The following is a 20,868-nucleotide window of genomic DNA, read 5'->3' on the forward strand; positions in this document are numbered from 1 at the left end:
TCCTTATGGAGACCATGTATCTTACCCACCCGGCATGCCGCTTGCATGAAATGGGAAGCTGGCATCCGGAAAGCCCCCAGAGGCTGGACGCCATCTCCGATCAGTTGCTCGCAAGCGGATTGATGCCTTACCTGAATGACCGGCAGGCGCCGCAGGCGTCCCGCAATGACCTCTTGCGCGTGCACACTGTCCAGTACCTGGACAGTTTGCAGAAACATACGCCGGACCAAGGGTATTACCCTATCGATCCCGATACGCTCATGAACCCGCACACCTTCGAGGCGGCGTTGCATGCGGCGGGAGCGGGGGTGGCGGCGGTCGATGCCGTGCTGGGCGGCGAGGCGCGAACGGCTTTCTGCGCCGTGCGTCCGCCCGGGCACCACGCGTGCCGGTCGCAGGCCATGGGCTTCTGCTTTTTCAACAACGTCGCCATTGCGGCGCAGCATGCCATGGACTTTCACGGCCTGACGCGCGTGGCGATCGTCGATTTCGACGTCCATCATGGCAACGGCACCGAAGATGTCTTTGCCGGGGACGATCGGGTGCTGATGTGCAGCTTCTTCCAGCATCCGTTCTTTCCCAACAGCGGCGCGGACCATCCGGCCGCCAACATGCTCAATGTGCCCGTGCCGGCCTACACGGCTGGCGCCGCGGTCAGGACCATCGTCACGGACACCTGGCTGCCGCGGCTGGAGGCGCACCGTCCGGAATTGATCCTAGTGTCCGCGGGCTTCGATGCCCATCGCGAGGACGACATGGGGCAGATGGGCCTGGTGGAGGCGGACTACGCCTGGATCACCGAGCAACTGGTCGAGGTGGCCGATCGCCACTGTCAGGGCCGGATCGTGAGCACGCTCGAGGGCGGTTACAACTTGTCCGCCCTGGGCCGCAGCGTGGTCGCGCACATACGGGCGCTGGCGAAGCTGTAGAATCAGGAAAAAATTGTGCAATGCGATCCCGGCGCATGCCGGGTCATTATTTTCCAATTGGAGGCAGCGGGATGAAGGTGTTGGTACCTGTCAAGCGCGTCGTTGACTACAACGTCAAGGTGCGCGTCAAGTCTGATCAGACCGGCGTGGATATCGCCAACGTGAAGATGTCCATGAACCCCTTTGACGAGATCGCCGTCGAAGAAGCCACCCGCCTGAAGGAAAAGGGCGCGGTCGCTGAAGTCGTGGCGGTTTCTTGCGGCGTTGCGCAATGCCAGGAGACACTGCGTACCGCCATGGCCATCGGCGCCGATCGCGGCGTGCTGGTCCAGACCGATGCCGAACTGCAGCCGCTGGCTGTCGCCAAGCTGCTCAAGGCGCTGGTCGATAAGGAACAGCCCCAGCTCGTGATTCTGGGCAAGCAGGCCATCGACGACGACGCCAACCAGACGGGCCAGATGCTGGCCGCGCTGCTGGACTGGCCGCAAGCCACGTTCGCCAGCAAGGTCGAACTGGCCGACGGCAAGGTCACCGTAACGCGCGAAGTCGACGGCGGCCTGGAAACCCTGTCGCTCAAGCTGCCCGCCATCGTGACCACCGACCTGCGCCTGAACGAGCCGCGCTACGTCACGCTGCCGAACATCATGAAGGCCAAGAAAAAGCAGTTGGACACCGTCACGCCGCAAGACCTGGGCGTTGATCCCGCGCCCCGCCTGAAGACGCTGAAGGTCAGCGAGCCGCCCGCCCGCAAGGCCGGCATCAAGGTTGCCGATGTCGCGGCGCTGGTGGACAAACTCAAGAACGAAGCGAAGGTGGTCTGATCATGACGACGCTGGTTATTGCCGAACACGATAACGCCCAACTCAAGGGCGCAACCCTGAACGCCATCGCCGCCGCCGCCAAGATCGGAGGCGACGTGCACGTGCTGGTCGCCGGCGCCAACGCGCGTGCCGTGGCCGACCAGGCCGCCCAGGCCGCCGGCGTGGCGAAGGTCCTGCTGGCCGATGCCCCGCATCTGGCTGACGGCCTGGCCGAAAACATCGCCGCGCAGGTGCTGGCCGTGGCCTCGAGCTACAGCCACATCCTGTTCCCGGCCACTGCCTCGGGCAAGAACGTGGCGCCGCGCGTAGCCGCCAAGCTCGACGTGGCGCAGATCTCCGACATCATCGGCGTCGAATCCGCCGATACGTTCCAGCGTCCGATCTACGCCGGCAACGCCATTGCCACCGTGCAATCGGCCGACGCCGTCAAGGTCATCACCGTGCGCACGACCGGCTTTGATGCCGTTGCCGCGCAAGGCGGTTCCGCCTCAGTCGAAGACGCTGCCGCTGTCGCCGACTCGGGCCTGTCCACGTTCGTGGGCCGCGAAGTCGCCAAGAGCGATCGTCCCGAACTGGCCGGCGCCCGCGTCGTGGTGTCGGGCGGCCGCGGTCTGGGCAGCGCCGAAAACTTCAAGATCCTGGATCCGCTGGCCGACAAGCTGGGCGCGGCGCTGGGCGCTTCGCGCGCCGCGGTCGACGCCGGCTATGCGCCGAACGACTGGCAGGTTGGCCAGACCGGCAAGATCGTCGCGCCGCAACTGTACGTGGCCGTCGGCATCTCGGGCGCCATCCAGCATCTGGCTGGCATGAAGGACTCGAAGGTCATCGTCGCGATCAACAAGGACGCCGAGGCGCCGATTTTTGGCGTGGCCGATTACGGCCTGGTGGGCGATCTGTTCACGGTCGTTCCCGAACTGACCAACGCGCTGTAAACCGCAGCGCAGGCGTCAATCAGAACCGCGGGCGTGACGCCCGCGGTTTTTTTTGCGCGGTTTTTTTGCGCGTTTTATCCGCGCCGCAAAATTGTCAAAAACGTTTGATTTTCGCAAAGACTCTGCTAACGTAACCGACGCGCTACCCCCTGTTTGCGAATGTGCTTGACCTGTACAGAACGAAGGAGATTCGTGATGGAATGGTTCTTTGACACACTACGTAAGTACCCGGAGCTGGCGATTTTCCTGACCTTGGGTCTTGGCTATTGGATCGGCGCCAAGAAGATCTTCGGCTTCAATCTGGGCGCAGTAACGGGAACTCTGTTGGTGGGCGTGCTGGTCGGCCAGCTCAACATATCGATTGCCCCCATTCTCAAGCAGGTGTTTTTCCTGCTTTTCCTCTTCGGTCTTGGCTACGGCGTAGGACCGCAATTCTTCCGCGGCATGAAAAGCGATGGCCTTCCTCAGGTCATTTTTGCCGTCGTCATCTGCGTGCTCTGCCTGCTGGTCACTTGGGGGACCGCGGTTGCGTTCGGCTTTGACGCCGGCACAGGCGCGGGATTGCTGTCGGGCGCGCAGACCATTTCGGCGGTCATGGGCGTGGCCACCGATACGATCAACGGGCTGTCCGTCGACGCCGCCACCAAGAAGCAGTGGATCGACAGCATCCCCGTCGCGTACGCGGTCTGCTACATCTACGGCACGGTGGGAAGCGCCTGGCTGCTGGCGTCCCTGGGTCCGAAGCTGATGCGCGTGGACATCGTCAAGGAATGCCAGGAGTACGAGGCCAAGATGTCCGGGGGGGCGGACTCGATGGAACTGTCGGGCTACCGCAAATTCACGGCGCGGGCATACCGGCTGGACAACACGGAATACGTGGGAAAGACGGTGGGCGACCTGGAGGCGAAGTTCGTCGACGCCCGCGTGTTTGTCGAGCGTATCCGCCGCGGCGACCAGATCATCGATGCCGACTCCACCACCGCATTGCAGGCGGGCGACGTGCTGGGCGTAACCGGACGCCATGACGCGCTGGTGCTGCAGGCCTCGGGTCTCATTGGCACCGAGGTCGAGGACCGTGACGTCATCAACCTGCCCGCCGAAGTCGTCGAAGTCGTGCTGACCAACAAGAACGTGGCCGGCAAGACGATCAAGGAGCTTGCCGATAACGAGACTGTGCGCCAACTGGGCCGGGGCGTATTCCTGCGCAAGGTCGTGCGTGGCGGCCACGAGATGCCGGTCAACTGGGGCCTGAAGCTGGACCGCGGCGACCGCCTTTTCATGTTGGGCGCCAAGCGCGACGTCGAACGGGTCGTGGGCAAGCTGGGCTACGTGGACCGCGCGACCAACCAGACCGACATGGTGTTCGTGGGTTTCGGCATTTTGCTGGGCGGGTTGTTCGGCACGCTGGTGCTGACCGTGGGCGGAATTCCGATCACGCTGTCGACCTCCGGCGGCGCGCTGATTTCAGGGCTGGTGTTCGGCTATCTGCGCTCCGTGCATCCGACGTTCGGGCGTGTGCCCGAGCCGGTGCACTGGTTCCTGACATCGGTCGGCCTTACCGCGTTCGTCGCCGTCGTGGGCATCGTGTCCGGACCGGGGTTCGTACAGGGTTTTCAGCAGTTGGGCGCCAAGCTTTTCATCGCCGGTGTCATCGCCACCAGCATTCCGATGATCCTGGGCGTGCTGATCGCCCGTCATGTCTTCAAGTTCCACCCGGCCATTGCGTTGGGGGTCTGCGCCGGCGCCCGGACCACGACCGCGGCCATCGGCCAGATCACCGAGACGGCGAAAAGCCAGGTCCCGGCGCTTGGCTACACGGTGCCTTATGCCATCGGCAATACCCTCCTGATCATCTGGGGCATTGTCATCGTCATGCTCATGGCCTAGCAGGACAGCCCCGCAAAGCCGCGGCGTGCGGGTGCTACAGAGCAGAAAAGCGCGGCAATCGTAACGGCGCCGGTCTTCACGGCGTCGGCCAACAAGCTCATCAGGAGTACACAAAATGGCTTCCACTGCGCCCGTCACCGTCAGCCTGGCCTCGGCCTTGAAGACCACGCGTTCCCATCAGCGCGACCTGGAACAGTTGTCTCCGTTTGAACTGAAGGACTATCTGATCACGCTGGCCAAGGATAGCCAGCAATCGGCCGCCGCCTCCATGCTGAATGCGGGCCGGGGCAATCCCAACTGGATCGCCACGGAACCGCGGGATGCGTTTTTCCTGTTGGGCCGGTTTGCCATGAAAGAGGCGCGCCGGGTGCGCGACGAAGGCATTCTGGCGGGCATGCCGGCCAAGAAGGGATGCGCCGACCGGCTGCGCAAGTTCCTCTCCAAGCACAAGGGTGAAGACGGCTACGACTTTCTGGTCGGGGTGCTGGAATACGGCGTGAAGATCAAGGGGTTTGATCCGGACGAATGGATCCATGAACTGACCGACAGCATCATCGGCGACCACTATCCCGTGCCTCCCCGGGCGTTGGTGCACATCGAGCAGATCATCCATGACTACCTCGTCAAGGAAATGTGCGATGGCCGCCCGCCCAAGGGCAAGTTCGATCTCTTCCCGGTGGAAGGCGGCACGGCGGCCATGTGCTACATCTTCGATTCGCTGATGGTCAACGGTCTGCTCAAGCAGGGCGACACCATCGCGCTGTTCCTGCCCACCTTCACGCCCTACATCGAGATCGCGCACCTCGAGCGCTTCCAGTTCAAGATCGTCGGCATCAACGCCAGCAGCATGCGCGCCGACGGCACGCACGATTGGCACTATCCGCCCTCGGAAATCGCCAAGCTTGAGGATCCCAAGATCAAGCTGGCGGTCACGGTGAACCCGAGCAACCCGCCCTCCGTCGCATTCAGTCCCGTCGAGATGAAGCAGATCGTGCGCCTGATCCGCAAGAATCCCGACCTGGTGCTGGTGACCGACGACGTCTATGGCACCTTCGTGCCGAACTTCCGGTCGCTGATGGCCGAGGTGCCGCAGAACACCATTTGCGTGTACTCCTTTTCCAAGAATTTCGGCTGCACCGGCTGGCGTCTGGGCGTCATCGCCACGCACGAGAACAACACGATGGACCGGCGCATCGCCGAGCTGCCCGCAGCGTGGAAAAAACGGCTGGACAAGCGCTATAGCGCCATGACGATGGAGCCGGAGAAACTGAAGTTCATCGACCGCCTGGTTGCCGACAGCCGCGATGTTGCCCTGAACCACACGGCCGGCCTATCGTTGCCGCAGCAGGTGCAGATGGGCTTTTTCGCGCTGTCGCATCTGCTGGACCTGAAGGACGCCTACAAGCATCTGACCATGCAGATCGTGCGCAGCCGGCGCGACGCGCTGTGGCGGGGGCTGGGCATTCCGATGCCGCCGGAAGATCCGATGCGGGGCTGGTATTACGTCGAACTGGACTTCATGGTCTGGGCCAAGGTCATGTATGGAGACGCCTTCTGCAAATACATGATCGACAACTACGAACCGGTGGACTTTCTGTTCCGCCTGGCCGAGAAGTCGGGGGTCGTGCTGATGGATGGCGGCGGCTTCGGCGGCCCGCCGTGGTCGATCCGAATTTCGCTGGCCAACCTGGACGACGGGGACTACGCCAAGATCGGCAAGTACATGGTCGAATCCGCGACCGAGTATGTCGAGGCGTGGAAGTCGTCTGAACTGGTGCGTTCCGGCCCCACCGCGGGCAAGGGCCAGACGGTCAAGGCGTCTGCCGCCAAGAAGCGCGTCCCGGCTGGCAAGACGGCGGCCAAGAAGGCAGTGAAGAAGGCGGTGAAGAAGGCCGACACCGCTGCGAAGTCGGCCAAGAAGGCCGCCGTGAAGTAGGCGGGCGCAACGCAGGCAACAACAGGGCGGCGTGAACTCATGACGTGTTCGGTCGGGTTTTTCAATAACGTCCCCATCGCGGTGTTGTTCGTCACGGTGGGCTTGGGATACCTGATCGGCAAGCTGAAGGTCGGGCCGATACAGCTAGGCGGGGTGTGCGGCACGCTGATCGTCGCCCTGCTGATCGGCCAGACGGGCTGCCAGATGCGCGGCGACCTGAAGGAGGTCGCGTTCGCCCTGTTCATCTTTGCCATGGGCTACTCCGGCGGCCCGCAGTTCTTCGCCAACCTCAACCGGTCCAGCCTGCGCTTTGTGGCGCTGCCGCTGATCGAGGCGGTGCTGGTCTTGACGATCGTGCTGACGGCCGTGCCGCTGTTCGGGCTGGATGCGGGCACCGCCGCGGGCCTGGCGGCCGGCGCGGCCACGGAATCGGCGGTCGTTGGCACCGCCGCCGAGGCGCTCAAGCACCTGGGGCTGCCGGATGCCGAGGTGCAGCGCATGGAGGCCAACATCGCGACGGCCTACACGCTGACCTACCTGGTGGGGCTTATCAGCATCGTGTTCTTCACCAGCCAGGTGGCGCCCGCGCTGCTGCGCATCAACCTGCGCGAGGCGTCCAAGGCGCTGGAGGCCCAGTTGGGCGCCACGCCCGGCGACAACGACGAGGCCAGCCTGCCGACACTGCCGCGTCTGGTGGGACGCGCCCACGTGGTCAAGGACGTGGACGGCAAACGGGTCGCCGACGTGGAGGCCCAGTTGGGCGGACGCACGGTGGTCAGCCGCGTCCTGCGCAATGGCGAGGCGGTCGATGCCACGCCCGATTATGTGCTGGCGACCGGCGACATCGTGGTGGTGCTGGGACTGCGCCGTTTTGCGCTGCGGGCCGGATCGGTGATCGGCCCGGAAATCCAGTTGCCTGAGGCGCATGCGGACGACCTGCAATTGAGCGAGCTGCAAGTCATCGTCAGCAAGAAGACCGTCAATGGTCATACGGTGGGCGAGCTGGCTAAGCGCCCCAACGCCCGGCGCGCGCGTGGCGTGTTCCTGCAATCCATTACGCGGTCCGGGCACGTGCTGCCCCTGACCCCCGCGACGGTCGTGCAATACGGCGATCTGGTCACCCTGGTGGGCGCCCAGCCCGAGCTGTCCGAGGCGGGTGCGGCGCTGGGATCCGAACTGCGCCGTAGCGGCGTGACCGACCTGGTCTTTCTGGCGTTCGGCATTCTTGCCGGGCTGATGATCGGCAGCCTGGGGGCAAGGCTGTGGGGGATTCCGGTATCGCTGGGCAGCGGGGGCGGGGCGCTGGTCAGCGGCCTGGTGTGCGGCTGGATCAATGCGAAGCGGCCGTCGATCGGACACATGCCGGCCCATGCCGTGCAACTGCTCAAGGACCTGGGACTGGCGATCTTCGTGGCCTGCGTGGGGCTGTCGGCTGGGCCGGATGCACTGTCGCTGATCCGCGAGCATGGCGCGGTGCTGCCCTTGATCGGCCTGTTGGTGTCGCTGGGGCCCGCGTGCCTGTCACTCTGGGTGGGACACAAGCTCTTGAAGATCGAAGGGCCGCTGCTGGTGGGCGCCATTGCCGGGCAGCATGTCAGCACGCCGGCCATCAGCGCCATCCTGACGGCCAGCGGTAGTTCGGTGCCCCTTTTGGGTTACACCGTGACGTACGCCATCGCGAACGTGCTGCTGCCGGTGCTTGGCCCGATCATCGTGTCGCTGGCGTACCACCTGAGCTGAGGGTCTTCGGCCCCGGGGCGAGGCGGCGCAAAGGCTGCTGCGAATATTGCATAAGGTTATATGACTTGCGTATTTCCCCGCCTGTTGGTTTGATGGAAGAATCGTTTCACACGCGGTCACCGCCGCCCCGAAACGCGATTGCCCGCTGCGGTCCAAGCCGGACCGGCGGCCGGTCCCATCAACTGAATCCCGTACAGGAGACATCATGAGTCAACTACGCCTGGGCGACACCGCCCCTGATTTCGAGCAGGAATCCTCGGCTGGCAAGATCCGCTTCCACGAGTACCTGGGCAACAGCTGGGGGGTGCTTTTCTCGCATCCGGCCGATTTCACGCCCGTCTGCACGACCGAGCTGGGCTACACCGCCAAGCTGGCCGACGAGTTCGCCAAGCGCAACGTGAAGGTTCTGGCCCTGTCGGTCGATGGCGCCGATTCGCACGCCAAGTGGATCGAAGACATCAACGACACGCAATCGACGACGGTCAACTTTCCGATCATCGCCGACAAGGACCGCAAGGTCTCCGAGCTGTACGACATGATCCACCCGAATGCCAGCGCCACGGCGACCGTGCGTTCGGTGTTCGTCATCGATCCGAACAAGAAGGTCCGCCTGACCATCACGTATCCCGCCAGCACGGGCCGCAATTTCAATGAGATCCTGCGCGTCATCGATTCGCTGCAACTGACCGACAGCCACAGCGTGGCCACGCCGGTCAATTGGGAAGACGGCGACGACGTGATCATTGTTCCTTCCCTGCAGGACGAAGCGGTCATCAAGGAGAAGTTCCCCAAAGGCTACAAGGCCGTGCGTCCGTACCTGCGCATCACGCCGCAACCGAATAAGTAAATACGAAAAACAGGGGGTGCGCGCTGCCGCTTCAGCGCGCCGGATAACCACCCGGACCGCCGCAATCTTCATAGAGGATTGCGGCGGTTTTTCGTTGCTGGGACGCGCGTCCTATATGCCTCTTGGCGATGAGCAATCAAAAAATGATTCGTTCCGTTCAGATCGGCCTGCCCGCAAACTTGCCTCCACATTGCAGATCACAGGGAGCAGGGCATGTCTTTCAGGAAAGCCGGTTGGTTGGCCGCCTTGGCCGCAGTCACGGTGTCGTTTGCCGCGATGGCGCCCGCGCAGGCACAGCAGAAGCAGACGCTGTTGAACGTGTCCTACGATCCGACGCGCGAACTCTACCGCGCCATCGATGACGCCTTCGTCAAGCAGTACAAGGAAAAGGCCAACGTCGATCTGACGATCCGCCAGTCGCACGGCGGTTCCGGCCGCCAGGCGCGTTCGGTCATCGACGGGCTGGAAGCCGACGTGGTGACGCTGGCGCTGGCCTACGACATCGACGCCATCGCCGACCGCGGCCTGCTGCCCGAGAACTGGCAGACCCGCCTGCCGCAGAACAGCTCGCCGTACACGTCCACCATCGTGTTCCTGGTGCGCAAGGGCAACCCCAAGCAGATCAAGGACTGGGACGATCTGGTCAAGGACGGCGTGCAGGTCATCACCCCGAATCCCAAGACCTCGGGCGGCGCCCGCTGGAACTACCTGGCCGCGTGGGCCTACGCGCTGGAAAAGAACGGCGGCAGCGAGGACAAGGCGCGCGCCTTCGTCGGCGACCTGCTCAAGCATGTGCCGGTGCTGGATACCGGCGCGCGCGGCGCCACCACGACGTTCGTGGAGCGCGGCGTGGGCGACGTGCTGCTGGCCTGGGAGAACGAAGCGTTCCTGGCCCTGGAGGAACTGGGCCCGGACAAGTTCGACATCGTGGTGCCGTCGCTGTCCATCCTGGCCGAACCGCCGGTCGCCATCGTCGACAAGGTCGTGGACAAGAAGGGCACCCGCGCCGCCGCGCAGGCCTATCTGGAATTCCTGTACACCCCGGCCGCCCAGGAAATCATCGCCAGGAATTACTACCGTCCGCTGGACAAGACGGTCGCCGCCAAATACGAGGCGAAGTTCCCCAAGGTCAAGCTCGTCACCATCGACGACAAGATCTTCGGCGGCTGGCGCAAGGCGCAGAAGGACCACTTCAGCGACGGCGGCACCTTCGATCAGATCTACCAGCCGCAGAAGAAATAACGGCATCACGTTCGGACGACGGCCATGACTTCAGCCTCGAACCCGGTGGCAAACGGCGCGCAAGCGCCTTTTGCCGCTCGGCGCAACAGCCCGGGCGTGCTGCCCGGATTTGGCATTTCCATGGGCTACGCGGTGCTGTATCTCAGCGTGCTCGTGCTGATCCCGCTTGCCGCCTTGCCCATCAAGAGCGCCGGCCTGGGATGGCAGGGCTTCTGGGACGCGGTCACCGCGCCGCGGGTGCTGGCCTCTTATAAGCTGACCTTCGGCGCCTCGTTCATCGCTGCGCTGGTGAACCTGGTGTTCGGCACGGTGGTTGCGTGGGTGCTGGTGCGCTACCGCTTTCCCGGCAAGAAGATCCTGGACGCGCTGGTCGACCTGCCGTTCGCGCTGCCCACCGCCGTGGCGGGCATTGCCCTGACCGCGCTGTACTCGCAGAAGGGCTGGCTGGGCGGGCCGTTGTCGGAATGGTTTGGCCTGAAGGTGGCGTTCACGCCGCTGGGCATCGTCATCGCGCTCATCTTCATCGGCGTGCCGTTCGTCGTGCGCACGGTGCAGCCGGTGCTTGAGGATGTCGAGCGCGAAATCGAAGAGGCCGCCGCCAGCCTGGGCGCGGACCGCTGGCAGACCTTCCGGCGCGTGCTGCTGCCGACCATCACGCCCGCGCTGATGACGGGGTTTGCGCTGGCGTTTGCGCGCGCGGTGGGCGAGTACGGATCGGTGGTGTTCATTGCGGGCAACATGCCCATGGTGTCCGAGATCACGCCGCTGCTGATCATTTCCAAGCTGGAGCAGTTCGACTACGCCGGCGCGGCCGCCATCGCGACCGTGATGCTGGTGCTGTCGTTCGTGCTGCTGCTCGTCATCAATCTGTTGCAGGGCTGGCAGGCGCGCCGCGGCCTGGGGAGGCTGTCATGAGCGCACCGGATCGTCCCGCGCATCTGACCGAGCCGCGCTGGGTGCGCGGCGTTCTGCTGTTCATCGCGCTGGGGTTTCTGGCGCTCTTTCTGCTGGTGCCGCTGGCGGCCGTGTTTGCCGAGGCCTTCCGGAAGGGATGGGCGCTGTACCTGGACGCCATCGTCGAACCGGACGCGCTGGCGGCGATCCGTCTGACGCTGCTGGTCGCGGCAATCGCCTTGCCGGTCAATCTGGTGTTCGGCGTGGCGGCGGCCTGGGCCATCACCAAGTTCCAGTTCCGCGGCAAGCAGTTCCTCATCACGCTGATCGACCTGCCGTTCTCGGTCTCGCCCGTGGTGGCCGGTCTGGTGTTCGTGCTGCTGTTCGGCTCGCAGGGCTGGTTTGGCGAGTGGCTGCAGGCGCACGACGTCAAGATCGTCTATGCGGTGCCCGGCATCATTCTCGCGACGTTGTTCGTGACGTTCCCGTTCGTGGCGCGCGAACTGATCCCGCTGATGCAGGCGCAGGGCAGCGAGGAAGAGCAGGCCGCGCTGACGCTGGGCGCGAGCGGCTGGCAGATCTTCTGGCGCGTGACGCTGCCCAACATCAAGTGGGGCCTGCTGTACGGCGCCATCCTGTGCAACGCGCGGGCGATGGGCGAGTTCGGGGCGGTGTCGGTGGTGTCCGGGCAGATCCGGGGGCTGACCAACACGATGACCCTGCATGTGGAGATTCTCTACAACGAATACCAGTATTCCGCGGCGTTCGCCGTCGCCTCGCTGCTGGCCTTGCTGGCGCTGGTGACCCTGGTGGCGAAGAACGTGGTCGAGTGGCGCAACGCGCGCCTTCTGCAGGGCGCCGACCAGCCGGTGGAGTATCCCGGCCCCGCGGTTGCCATCAACCCGGCTGCCGCCTGACGGGCTGGGCAAGGAGACATAGGCATGAGTATCGAAGTACGCAATCTATCCAAACGCTTCGGCCAGTTCCGCGCGCTGAACGATGTGTCGCTGCACATCGAGACCGGCGAGCTGGTGGCGCTGCTGGGGCCGTCGGGCTGCGGCAAGACCACGCTCTTGCGCATCATTGCCGGGCTGGAATCGGCCGATTCGGGCAGCGTGCTGTTCGCGGGCGAAGACGCCACGGCCGTGGACGTGCGCCAGCGGCAGGTCGGATTCGTGTTCCAGCACTACGCGCTGTTCAAGCACATGACGGTGTTCGAGAACGTGGCCTTCGGCCTGCGCGTCAAGCACCGCTCGCAGCGTCCGTCCGAGGATCAGATCAAGCGCAAGGTGCATGACCTGCTGAGCCTGGTGCAACTGGACTGGCTGGTCGACCGCTATCCGGCGCAGCTGTCGGGCGGGCAGCGCCAGCGCATCGCCCTGGCGCGGGCGCTGGCGGTCGAGCCGCGCGTGCTGCTGCTCGATGAGCCCTTCGGCGCGCTGGATGCCAAGGTGCGCAAGGAGCTGCGCCGCTGGCTGCGGCGGCTGCACGACGAACTGCACGTGGCCAGTGTGTTCGTCACGCACGATCAGGAAGAGGCGCTGGAAGTCTCGGACCGCGTGGTGCTGATGAACGCCGGCCGCATCGAGCAGGTGGGCACGCCGCGCGAGGTCTGGGAAAGTCCGGCCACGCCGTTCGTCTACGGATTCCTGGGCGACGTGAATCAACTGCAAGGCACCGCCACGCGCGGGGTGTGGGAAGGCGCCGGCCTGTCGCTGCCGGCCCCGGAACTGGCGCAGGCCGACGCGCAGCGCGCCACGGCCTACGTGCGGCCGCATGAGTTCGAGGTCGAGCGCTACCGCGCCGGCGCCGAGGGTATTGCCGTTCGGCTGTCTCACGCCTATCTGGCGGGCCCCAGCGCATACCTGGAACTGGCGCGCCAGGACTCGGACGCCATCATCGAGGCCGAGGTGCCCGAATCCCTTTATCAGCAACTCAATCTGCAGGATGGCGAGATCCTGCTGGCGCGTCCCCGGCGCGCCCGAATTTTCGCGGTGCAACCATGACCACAACGGAACTCACTTCAGAACTTGAACCCGCCCTGGCGGCGCGCTGGCGCGACCTGACCGGGCGCCTGGCGGACATCCGCCGGCGTTACCCGGACGCCGCGCTGGCCTCGTCGTTGGCGGCCGAGGACATGGTGCTGACGCATGCCATCTACAGCTCGGACCTGGATCTTGAGGTCTTCACGCTGGACACGGGGCGGCTGCATGCCGAGACGCTGGGCGTGCTGGATGCGGTGCGCGAACGCTACGGCCGGGAGATCACGGTGTACCGGCCCGTGCAGGCAGCGGTCGACGAACACGTCGCCTCGCATGGCGCCCATGCCTTCTACGAAAGCGTCGAGCTGCGCAAGGCCTGTTGCCAGATCCGCAAGGTCGAGCCGCTCAAGCGCGCGCTGGCCGGCCGCGGCGCCTGGATCACCGGGCAGCGGCGCGCGCAGTCCACGACGCGCGGCGAGCTGCTGCTCGAAGAGGACGACAAGACCTTCGGCCTTTACAAATTCAACCCGCTGGCCGAGTGGAGCGAGGACGACATCTGGTCCGCCATCCGCGCGCTCGGCATTCCCTACAACCCGCTGCACGACCAGGGCTACCCGTCCATCGGTTGCGAACCCTGTACGCGCGCCATCCGCCCCGGCGAGGACCTGCGAGCAGGGCGGTGGTGGTGGGAATCGTCCGACTCGAAGGAATGCGGCCTGCACGCGGGCAACCGGGTCATCACCACTGCGGCGCGCGCCGATTGAGCGCGGCCATGAATTCAAAATCGTTTTAGGGGAAAACCTATGTCTGCTGTTATTCAACGCAGCCACCTGGATTGGCTGGAATCGGAAGCGATCTTCATCCTGCGCGAAGTCGCGGCCGAATGCGAAAAGCCGGTCCTGCTTTTTTCGGGGGGCAAGGATTCCGTGGTGCTCTTGCGCCTGGCCGAAAAGGCCTTCCGGCCTGGCCGCTTCCCGTTTCCGCTGATGCACATCGACACCGCCCACAACTTCGACGAGGTGATCGCCTTTCGCGATGCCCGCGCGGCCGAGCTGGGCGAGACGCTGATCGTGCGCAGCGTCGAGGATTCGATCAAGCGCGGCAGCGTCGTGCTGCGCCGCGAGACCGACTCGCGCAATGCGGCCCAGGCGGTGACGCTGCTGGAGGCCATCGAGGAATTCGGCTTTGACGCCTGCATCGGCGGCGCGCGCCGCGACGAGGAAAAGGCGCGCGCCAAGGAACGCATCTTTTCGTTCCGCGACGAGTTCGGCCAGTGGGATCCCAAGGCCCAGCGTCCCGAGCTCTGGAGCCTGTTCAACACGCGCGTGCATCGCGGCGAGAACATGCGCGTCTTCCCGATCTCGAACTGGACCGAGCTGGACGTCTGGCAGTACATCCAGCGCGAACAGCTGGCGCTGCCGTCGATCTACTTCGCGCACGAGCGCGAAGTGGTGCGCCGCAAGGGTCTGCTGGTGCCCGTCACCCGTCTGACGCCGCCGGGCGAGGGGGAACAGGTCGAACGCCTGTCGGTCCGGTTCCGCACGGTGGGCGATATCTCGTGCACGTGCCCGGTCGCCTCCGACGCCGGCGACACCATGGCCATCATCGCCGAGACCGCCGTGACGGACATCACCGAGCGCGGCGCCACGCGCATGGACGACCAGACTTCCGAGGCCTCCATGGAGCGCCGCAAGAAGGAAGGCTATTTCTGAACGAAAAGACGCGCCGGCGCATGCCGGCGTCTGGGGACCCTCATGAACGCACTGAACGATTCCTTTCTTTCCGGCGCCGACACCGGCGTGCTGCGCCTGATCACGGCGGGCTCCGTCGACGATGGCAAGTCCACGCTGATCGGCCGCCTGCTGTATGACAGCAAGGGCGTGTTTGCCGACCAGCTCGATGCGATCTCGCGCGCCAAGCACAAGCGCGTCGCGGGCGACGGCATCGATTTCTCGCTGCTGACGGACGGCCTGGAAGCCGAACGCGAGCAGGGCATCACCATCGACGTGGCGTACCGCTACTTTTCGACGCCCACGCGCAAATTCATCATCGCCGATGCGCCGGGGCACGAGCAGTACACGCGCAACATGGTGACTGGCGCATCGACCGCGGATGTCGCGGTCATCCTCATCGACGCGACCCGCGCCGCCGACGGCAAGCTGCTGCCGCAGACCAAGCGGCACAGCACCATCGCGCGCCTTTTGGGCATACGCCACATCGTCGTCGCGGTGAACAAGATGGACCTGGTGAACTGGGACCGCGCCGTCTTCGAACGCATCCGCGACGCCTATGCGGACCTGGCCGGCAAGCTGGGCATCGCGCATTTCGACGCATTGCCGTTGTCGGCGCTGAGCGGCGACAACGTCGTCACGCTGTCCGGCAAGACGCCCTGGTACGACGGGCAGCCGCTGCTCGCGCTCCTGGAGTCGCTGGATTTGTCGGGCGACGGCCGCGCGTTGCCGCTGCGTTTTCCGGTGCAGTGGGTTGCGCGTCATGGCGGCGAGCGCGCCGATGATTTCCGCGGCTATGCGGGCCGGCTCGCCAGTGGCGTGGTGCGCCCGGGAGACGCGGTGACGGTGCAGCCTTCTGGCGTGACGGCGGTGGTGCAGGAAGTGCGCGCCTTTGACCGCACGCTTGACGAAGCGGTGGCGGGCGACTCCATCACGCTGGTGCTGGACCGCGATGTCGACGTGTCGCGCGGTGACGTGATCGTGCACACGGCCGCGCCGGCGCAGGTGTCGCGCGAGTTCGAAGCCGAGCTGTGCTGGCTCGACGCGCAGGCCCTGAATCCGGCGCGCAAGTATCTGCTCAAGTCGGGCACGCGCCTGACGTCGGCGAAGGTGCGTGCGGTGCTGTCGCATCGGGACATCCACGAACTGCAGGAAGTCGAGAACACCGAAAGCACGCTGCGCATGAACGACATCGGACGCGTGACGCTCACCACGCGCGAGTCGCTCGCGGTCGATCGTTATGACGATGTGGCGGCAACCGGCGCGTTCATTCTGATCGACGAGGCCACGCATCAGACGGCTGCCGCCGGCATGCTGCGGTAAGCCGCAAACAGGGGCGAAATCGCTGAATTTCGCGCCCGATTTTCGTGTTGTTTTTCGTCCAAATCTAGTGTTGGCGCGGGTTTCCGGGCGATATCGCAAGATGAAATCGAATTGTTCAGACGATGTCTTCTTCTTGCGGTAAAGTTGGGCTGTCTGACGAAAAGGCTTTTGGTGCTTGTCAAAACCACTGTGTTTTTGTACAGTAGTTTTTATGGCACGCACCGATCATTCTTTTCCCGCCGGTTCTGGGTCCCCGGCTGCCGCCCCCGCCGCCTTGCGCGGTCGGGGTGCGGTTACTAATGTTCGGCATCGCTTTCAGAGCGATGACCGCGTCCAGGTCGACGATGGCTGGTCCGCTTCCGGTCTGCCGGCCGATTTCATCGATTCCGTCCCCGATAACGCCCCGGATGCTGGCGACGCCGCCCGTTCTTCCGCCCGCTCGTCCGTTATCCCCATCCTGCCCGACACCCGCTGCGCGCCGCCCGCACCCAAGACCACGGTCACTGCGGAAGAAGCGCGCAAGATCCTGTCGCGCAACGATTCCCCGGACATCCCCTTCGACGTCGCCGCCAATCCGTATCGCGGCTGCGAGCACGGTTGCGTGTATTGCTATGCCCGCCCAACGCATTCCTACCTGGGCTATTCGCCCGGGCTGGACTTCGAAACCCGGCTGGTGGCCAAGGCCAACGCCGTGCAGGCACTGCGCGCCGAACTGTCCCGGCCCGGCTACAAGCCGTCGCCCATCAACATTGGCTCGGCCACCGACGCCTACCAGCCCATCGAACGCGACTGGCGCCTGACGCGGGGCATGCTCGAGCTCATGCTCGAAACCCGGCATCCGGTCACCATCGTCACCAAGAACGCGCTGGTCGCCCGCGACCTGGACCTGCTGGCCGCCCTGGCGCAGCAGAACCTCGTGGTGGTCTACATCAGCATCACCACGCTGGATGCCGGCATGGCCCGCACGCTGGAGCCCCGCGCCGCCGCGCCGTGGCGCCGCCTTGAAGCGGTGCGCAGCCTGACCGACGCCGGCGTGCCGGTGGGCGTGCTGGTGGCCCCGGTCATTCCGTTCATCAACGACGAATCCATGGAACACATCCTCCAGGAGGCCAAGGCCGCCGGCGCGCACTACGCCAGCTACACGGTCCTGCGCCTGCCCTGGGAGGTCAAGACCCTGTTCGAAGACTGGCTCAACGCCCACTATCCGGACCGCGCGCAGCGCGTGCTGCATCGCATCGAAGACTTGCGCAACGGCCGCCGCAACGATCCCAACTTCGGGTCACGCATGCACGGGACGGGCATCTGGGCTGACCTGCTGCGCCAGCGCTTCGCGGTCGCGACGCGCAAGCTGGGGCTCAACCGCACGCGCCTGTCGCTCGATTGCAGCCGCTTCGCGCCGCCCGTGGGGCCTGGCGCTTCGGCGTCGCTTTTCGACGCTGCGTCCGCGGCTGCGGTTGCGGTTCCGCCGGGTGATGCCGGCGGTGTCGACTCCGATTTTCCATCCCCGGCTGGCGCGAAAGCGTCTTCAGGGGTCCCTTTTGCTGGTGGTTTGCCCGCGGTCAGCGGCGCGTACGGGCGCGGTGCGCGCCAGTTGCGCGCCATGGCCGCCGGCCAATTGTCTTTGTTCGACTGACCGCAGGCTGCCGTTGCCTCGGGTGCATGCCAGGGCGAATCGCCTCGGCGCTGGAACGTTTATCCAAGGAGTTCCCATGAACACCGCTGATTTTTCCGTCCTGCAGGATGAGCTTGCCGTTTCCCTGAATCCGCTGCGCCGCGGCGCCAACCGCGCCCGCGCGTTCTGCGCCAGCCTGACGGGCATGGCCTTGCCCTGGAGCGGTTCGGCCTCTGGCCCGCGCACGCGTGCCACCCGCATGCCGGCCCGCTGGCCGTTCCCGCCGGCGCCCACGCCTGAGGAAGTGGCCATCAGTCCTGCGGCAGGCGGTCCTGCGGCAGGCGCTCCCGCGGTCGACACCCCGGCGAGCGTTTCGGCTCCGGCCGCCGCTCCCGCTCCCGCAGCCGTGCCGGTCGCCTCGGGCGCGCGTGATCACAGCATCGGTGACGCCAAGGCTCAGCCCGTTGGCAACCAGCTCACCATGAAAGCCATGATCACCGACGTCGTGCTGGTGTTGGCCTGGGGCGCAATGATTCCCGGCCTGATGTGGTTGGGCGTGGCGGGCGGATTCTGAAAACGCCGCCACGCGGCGGTCAGCTCGATCCCAACAGGATCACGCCCGCCAGAATGGACACGCAACCGGCCAGACGGCCGACGCCCACTTTTTCACGCAGCAGGAACATGCCGGCCAGGGTGCCGAGCATCATGGACATTTCGCGGGCAGGGGCCACCAGGCTCAGCGGCGCGCCGTTTCGCAATGCATACAGCACCAGGATGTACCCCAGCGGCGACAAAAAGCCCACGGCCAGCGCCAGGTGCCAATGTCCGCGCATGGATTCCCACGAATGCGTGGGGCGGCGCAGCATGTGGGGCGTCATCATCGCGGTGCGGGTTACACAGGTGAACCAGTCGAACAGCACCGGGCTGATCAGCAGCACTTTCACGCCGTACGCGTCCACCACCGTATAAGCGGCGATGAACAGGCCGATCACCACACCCCAGCGCACGCCGATCCACGCCTGCGGCTGCTTGAAGATGGCCAGCCGTCCCTGGGTGGCGATCAGCAGCACCCCGGCCACCACGCAAAGCATGCCCGCAATCCCGGTGTGGGTGGCTGGCTCGCCCAGTAGCAGGAAGGCTCCCGTGGTGGAAAGCAACGGGCCGGTGCCCCGGGCAATCGGATACACCACGGACAGGTCGGCCACCTGATAGCCGCGTTGCAGGCACAGGCTGTAGCCCAGATGCAACAGGCTGGACGCCAGGATTGCCCCGACGACGGGCCAGGTCCAGTTCATGCCGTCGTGCATCAACACCCAGATCACCCAGGGCGCATACAGCACCGAGGCGCACAGGCCGTACGCGAAGACGAAGGGCGCGCCCACCATGGCCGCGCGCTTGGCAAGGAGGTTCCACGTGGCGTGGGCCATCGCCGCCAGGACGACCAATAACAGGGACGAGTACGACATGAGGGAACAGCGTCAGATGACGTGTTTGTTACAGGGAGTTGGAAGGGTACCGCAAACCATGCTCAAGCCGCACATGTTACCCGAGGCTTAGCGGAATTTTTGGTGTAGAATCATCGGTTTGCCAAATCTCATCCTCTGCTTGCGGCATAGCACTCACAATACTGAACGGCAAAAGTATTACCCCGCAAAGGCATGATGATCTAGGAGTTCACATGAACCTCATCGCTATCCTGGAACAGGAAGAAATTGCCCGTCTGACCGGCGGTCAAGCCAAGCCTGAATTTGCTCCTGGTGACACCGTCATCGTGAGCGTCAACGTTGTCGAAGGCACCCGCAAGCGCGTGCAGGCTTTCGAAGGCGTTGTGATTGCCAAGCGCAATCGCGGTCTGAACTCCGCGTTCACCGTGCGCAAGATTTCGTCGGGTGAAGCCGTGGAACGTACGTTCCAGCTGTACTCGCCGCAAATCGCCAGCATCGAAGTGAAGCGCCGCGGCGACGTGCGCCGCGCCAAGCTGTACTACCTGCGCTCGCGCTCGGGCAAGTCGGCTCGCATCAAGGAAAAGCTGGTCAGCAAGCAAGCCAACGCGGCTTGATCGCTTATCGGTACACGGCCCTGCCAGTGTCGGACGTACACGCCAACCCGCGTTTCCGTCCGGCACGGGTTTCCGGGTTAAAAAGGCACCTGCGAGGGTGCCTTTTTTCTTATTTCTGAGCCGTATGTCTGATTCCTCGTCTTCCGCGCGGCCCCGACGGCCGCTGGCGCGTCCCGGCTTCGATCCCGCGACGCAACCGTGGGTAGTGGCCAACGAATCGCTGCCGCCCGTGCCGACCCGTCTGCTCACGCCGGACTCGCTGCGAGGCACGCTGAGCCAGCCGTCCACCTGGACGCTGGAGTTATCGCGTGACAACGATCTGCGCTATCCCGGACGAGAGGGCGCGCCGGTGCCTGCCGCCGTGCTGATTCCGCTGGTGACCCGTGACGAGGGCGTGAACATCATGCTGACGCAGCGTGCGGCGCACCTGCATGATCACGCGGGCCAGATCAGTTTTCCCGGCGGTCGCATCGAGACCAGCGACGCCACGCCCGTGGCGGCGGCGCTGCGCGAGGCGCAAGAAGAAACCGGCTTGCCGGCCAATCACGTGGAAGTCCTGGGCAGCATGCCGCCGTACCTGACGGCCACCGGCTTTTCGATCATTCCCGTCGTGTCGCTGGTGCGGCCGGGGTTCGAATTGGCGCCCGATGCGTTCGAGGTGGCCGAGGTGTTCGAGGTGCCGCTGTCCTTTCTGATGGACCCGGCCAATCACCGCCTGTACGAAGCCCGGCTGGATGATGGGCGGGTGCGCCAGTATTACGGCATGCCGTATGGCAAGCATTTCATCTGGGGCGCGACCGCGGGAATGCTGCGCAATCTTTATCACCTGCTGCGCCACGGATTCACGCCGCGTTGACGCGCCTGGGGCAGGGGGTTTCGCGGCCCGCACACGCTGACGGCCCCGATTGGGGCCGTTTTCAATGGCGCGGCGCCA

The 20,868-nt window shown here is 64.9% G+C and carries 19 protein-coding genes; 18 read left to right on the forward strand and 1 reads right to left on the reverse strand.

Annotated elements, in window-relative coordinates:
* Positions 1–5 precede the first annotated feature (5 nt).
* The 16 genes from ASD87_RS13535 (at position 6) to ASD87_RS13610 (ending at position 18,449) form a co-directional block, all read left to right on the forward strand.
* Positions 6–929, forward strand: a complete 924-nt coding sequence (locus ASD87_RS13535; protein WP_082586273.1) for a histone deacetylase family protein — start codon at positions 6–8, stop codon at positions 927–929.
* 71 nt (positions 930–1,000) lie between these two features.
* Entirely contained in the window at positions 1,001–1,750 is a 750-nt protein-coding gene (locus ASD87_RS13540; protein WP_056322273.1) for an electron transfer flavoprotein subunit beta/FixA family protein, read from the forward strand.
* 2 nt (positions 1,751–1,752) lie between these two features.
* Positions 1,753–2,682 (forward strand): electron transfer flavoprotein subunit alpha/FixB family protein, encoded by a 930-nt coding sequence (locus ASD87_RS13545; RefSeq protein WP_056322276.1) that lies wholly within the window; start codon positions 1,753–1,755, stop codon positions 2,680–2,682.
* A gap of 195 nt (positions 2,683–2,877) precedes the next feature.
* Entirely contained in the window at positions 2,878–4,569 is a 1,692-nt protein-coding gene (gene aspT / locus ASD87_RS13550; RefSeq protein ID WP_056322278.1) for an aspartate-alanine antiporter, read from the forward strand.
* 115 nt (positions 4,570–4,684) lie between these two features.
* Positions 4,685–6,505: a bifunctional aspartate transaminase/aspartate 4-decarboxylase gene (locus tag ASD87_RS13555; protein ID WP_056322281.1), complete on the forward strand. Its 1,821-nt coding sequence runs from the start codon at positions 4,685–4,687 to the stop codon at positions 6,503–6,505.
* A gap of 39 nt (positions 6,506–6,544) precedes the next feature.
* Entirely contained in the window at positions 6,545–8,245 is a 1,701-nt protein-coding gene (gene aspT / locus ASD87_RS13560) for an aspartate-alanine antiporter (RefSeq protein ID WP_056322283.1), read from the forward strand.
* 205 nt (positions 8,246–8,450) lie between these two features.
* Positions 8,451–9,092: a peroxiredoxin gene (locus ASD87_RS13565; RefSeq protein WP_056322285.1), complete on the forward strand. Its 642-nt coding sequence runs from the start codon at positions 8,451–8,453 to the stop codon at positions 9,090–9,092.
* A gap of 276 nt (positions 9,093–9,368) precedes the next feature.
* Positions 9,369–10,334 (forward strand): sulfate ABC transporter substrate-binding protein, encoded by a 966-nt coding sequence (locus ASD87_RS13570; RefSeq protein WP_230964897.1) that lies wholly within the window; start codon positions 9,369–9,371, stop codon positions 10,332–10,334.
* 24 nt (positions 10,335–10,358) lie between these two features.
* Positions 10,359–11,249: a sulfate ABC transporter permease subunit CysT gene (gene cysT, locus ASD87_RS13575; protein ID WP_056322290.1), complete on the forward strand. Its 891-nt coding sequence runs from the start codon at positions 10,359–10,361 to the stop codon at positions 11,247–11,249.
* Positions 11,246–12,145, forward strand: a complete 900-nt coding sequence (gene cysW, locus ASD87_RS13580; protein ID WP_056322293.1) for a sulfate ABC transporter permease subunit CysW — start codon at positions 11,246–11,248, stop codon at positions 12,143–12,145. The genes cysT and cysW overlap by 4 nt, the downstream gene beginning before the upstream one ends.
* 24 nt (positions 12,146–12,169) lie before the next feature.
* Complete coding sequence (locus ASD87_RS13585) at positions 12,170–13,234, forward strand: sulfate/molybdate ABC transporter ATP-binding protein (RefSeq protein WP_056322295.1); 1,065 nt, start codon at positions 12,170–12,172, stop codon at positions 13,232–13,234.
* Positions 13,231–13,974 carry a phosphoadenylyl-sulfate reductase gene (locus ASD87_RS13590; protein WP_056322297.1) on the forward strand — a complete coding sequence of 248 codons (744 nt, stop codon included), beginning with the start codon at positions 13,231–13,233 and terminating at the stop codon, positions 13,972–13,974. Before ASD87_RS13585 ends, ASD87_RS13590 begins: the two co-directional genes overlap by 4 nt.
* Before the next feature lie 39 nt (positions 13,975–14,013).
* On the forward strand, positions 14,014–14,922 hold the full coding sequence (cysD, locus tag ASD87_RS13595; RefSeq protein WP_056322299.1) for a sulfate adenylyltransferase subunit CysD: 909 nt from the start codon (positions 14,014–14,016) through the stop codon (positions 14,920–14,922).
* 42 nt (positions 14,923–14,964) lie between these two features.
* Positions 14,965–16,263 carry a sulfate adenylyltransferase subunit 1 gene (locus ASD87_RS13600; RefSeq protein ID WP_056322301.1) on the forward strand — a complete coding sequence of 433 codons (1,299 nt, stop codon included), beginning with the start codon at positions 14,965–14,967 and terminating at the stop codon, positions 16,261–16,263.
* A gap of 211 nt (positions 16,264–16,474) precedes the next feature.
* Positions 16,475–17,896, forward strand: a complete 1,422-nt coding sequence (locus ASD87_RS13605; RefSeq protein ID WP_056322302.1) for a PA0069 family radical SAM protein — start codon at positions 16,475–16,477, stop codon at positions 17,894–17,896.
* 76 nt (positions 17,897–17,972) lie between these two features.
* Positions 17,973–18,449, forward strand: coding sequence for a hypothetical protein (locus ASD87_RS13610; RefSeq protein ID WP_056322307.1), 477 nt, complete (start codon positions 17,973–17,975; stop codon positions 18,447–18,449).
* 19 nt (positions 18,450–18,468) lie between these two features.
* Here the strand turns inward: ASD87_RS13610 and ASD87_RS13615 are convergent, their stop codons facing one another.
* Complete coding sequence (locus tag ASD87_RS13615) at positions 18,469–19,341, reverse strand: DMT family transporter (RefSeq protein ID WP_056322309.1); 873 nt, start codon at positions 19,339–19,341, stop codon at positions 18,469–18,471.
* A gap of 212 nt (positions 19,342–19,553) precedes the next feature.
* Between ASD87_RS13615 and rplS the strand changes: the two genes are divergently transcribed.
* The gene (gene rplS, locus ASD87_RS13620) at positions 19,554–19,934 is read left to right on the forward strand and encodes a 50S ribosomal protein L19 (RefSeq protein WP_056322312.1); all 381 of its coding nucleotides are present in this window, start codon (positions 19,554–19,556) and stop codon (positions 19,932–19,934) included.
* 124 nt (positions 19,935–20,058) lie between these two features.
* Complete coding sequence (locus ASD87_RS13625) at positions 20,059–20,790, forward strand: CoA pyrophosphatase (RefSeq protein ID WP_056322314.1); 732 nt, start codon at positions 20,059–20,061, stop codon at positions 20,788–20,790.
* The last annotated feature ends 78 nt before the right edge of the window (positions 20,791–20,868 follow it).

It is taken from the genome of Achromobacter sp. Root170, assembly GCF_001428165.1.
GTDB classification, from domain to species: domain Bacteria; phylum Pseudomonadota; class Gammaproteobacteria; order Burkholderiales; family Burkholderiaceae_B; genus Achromobacter; species Achromobacter mucicolens.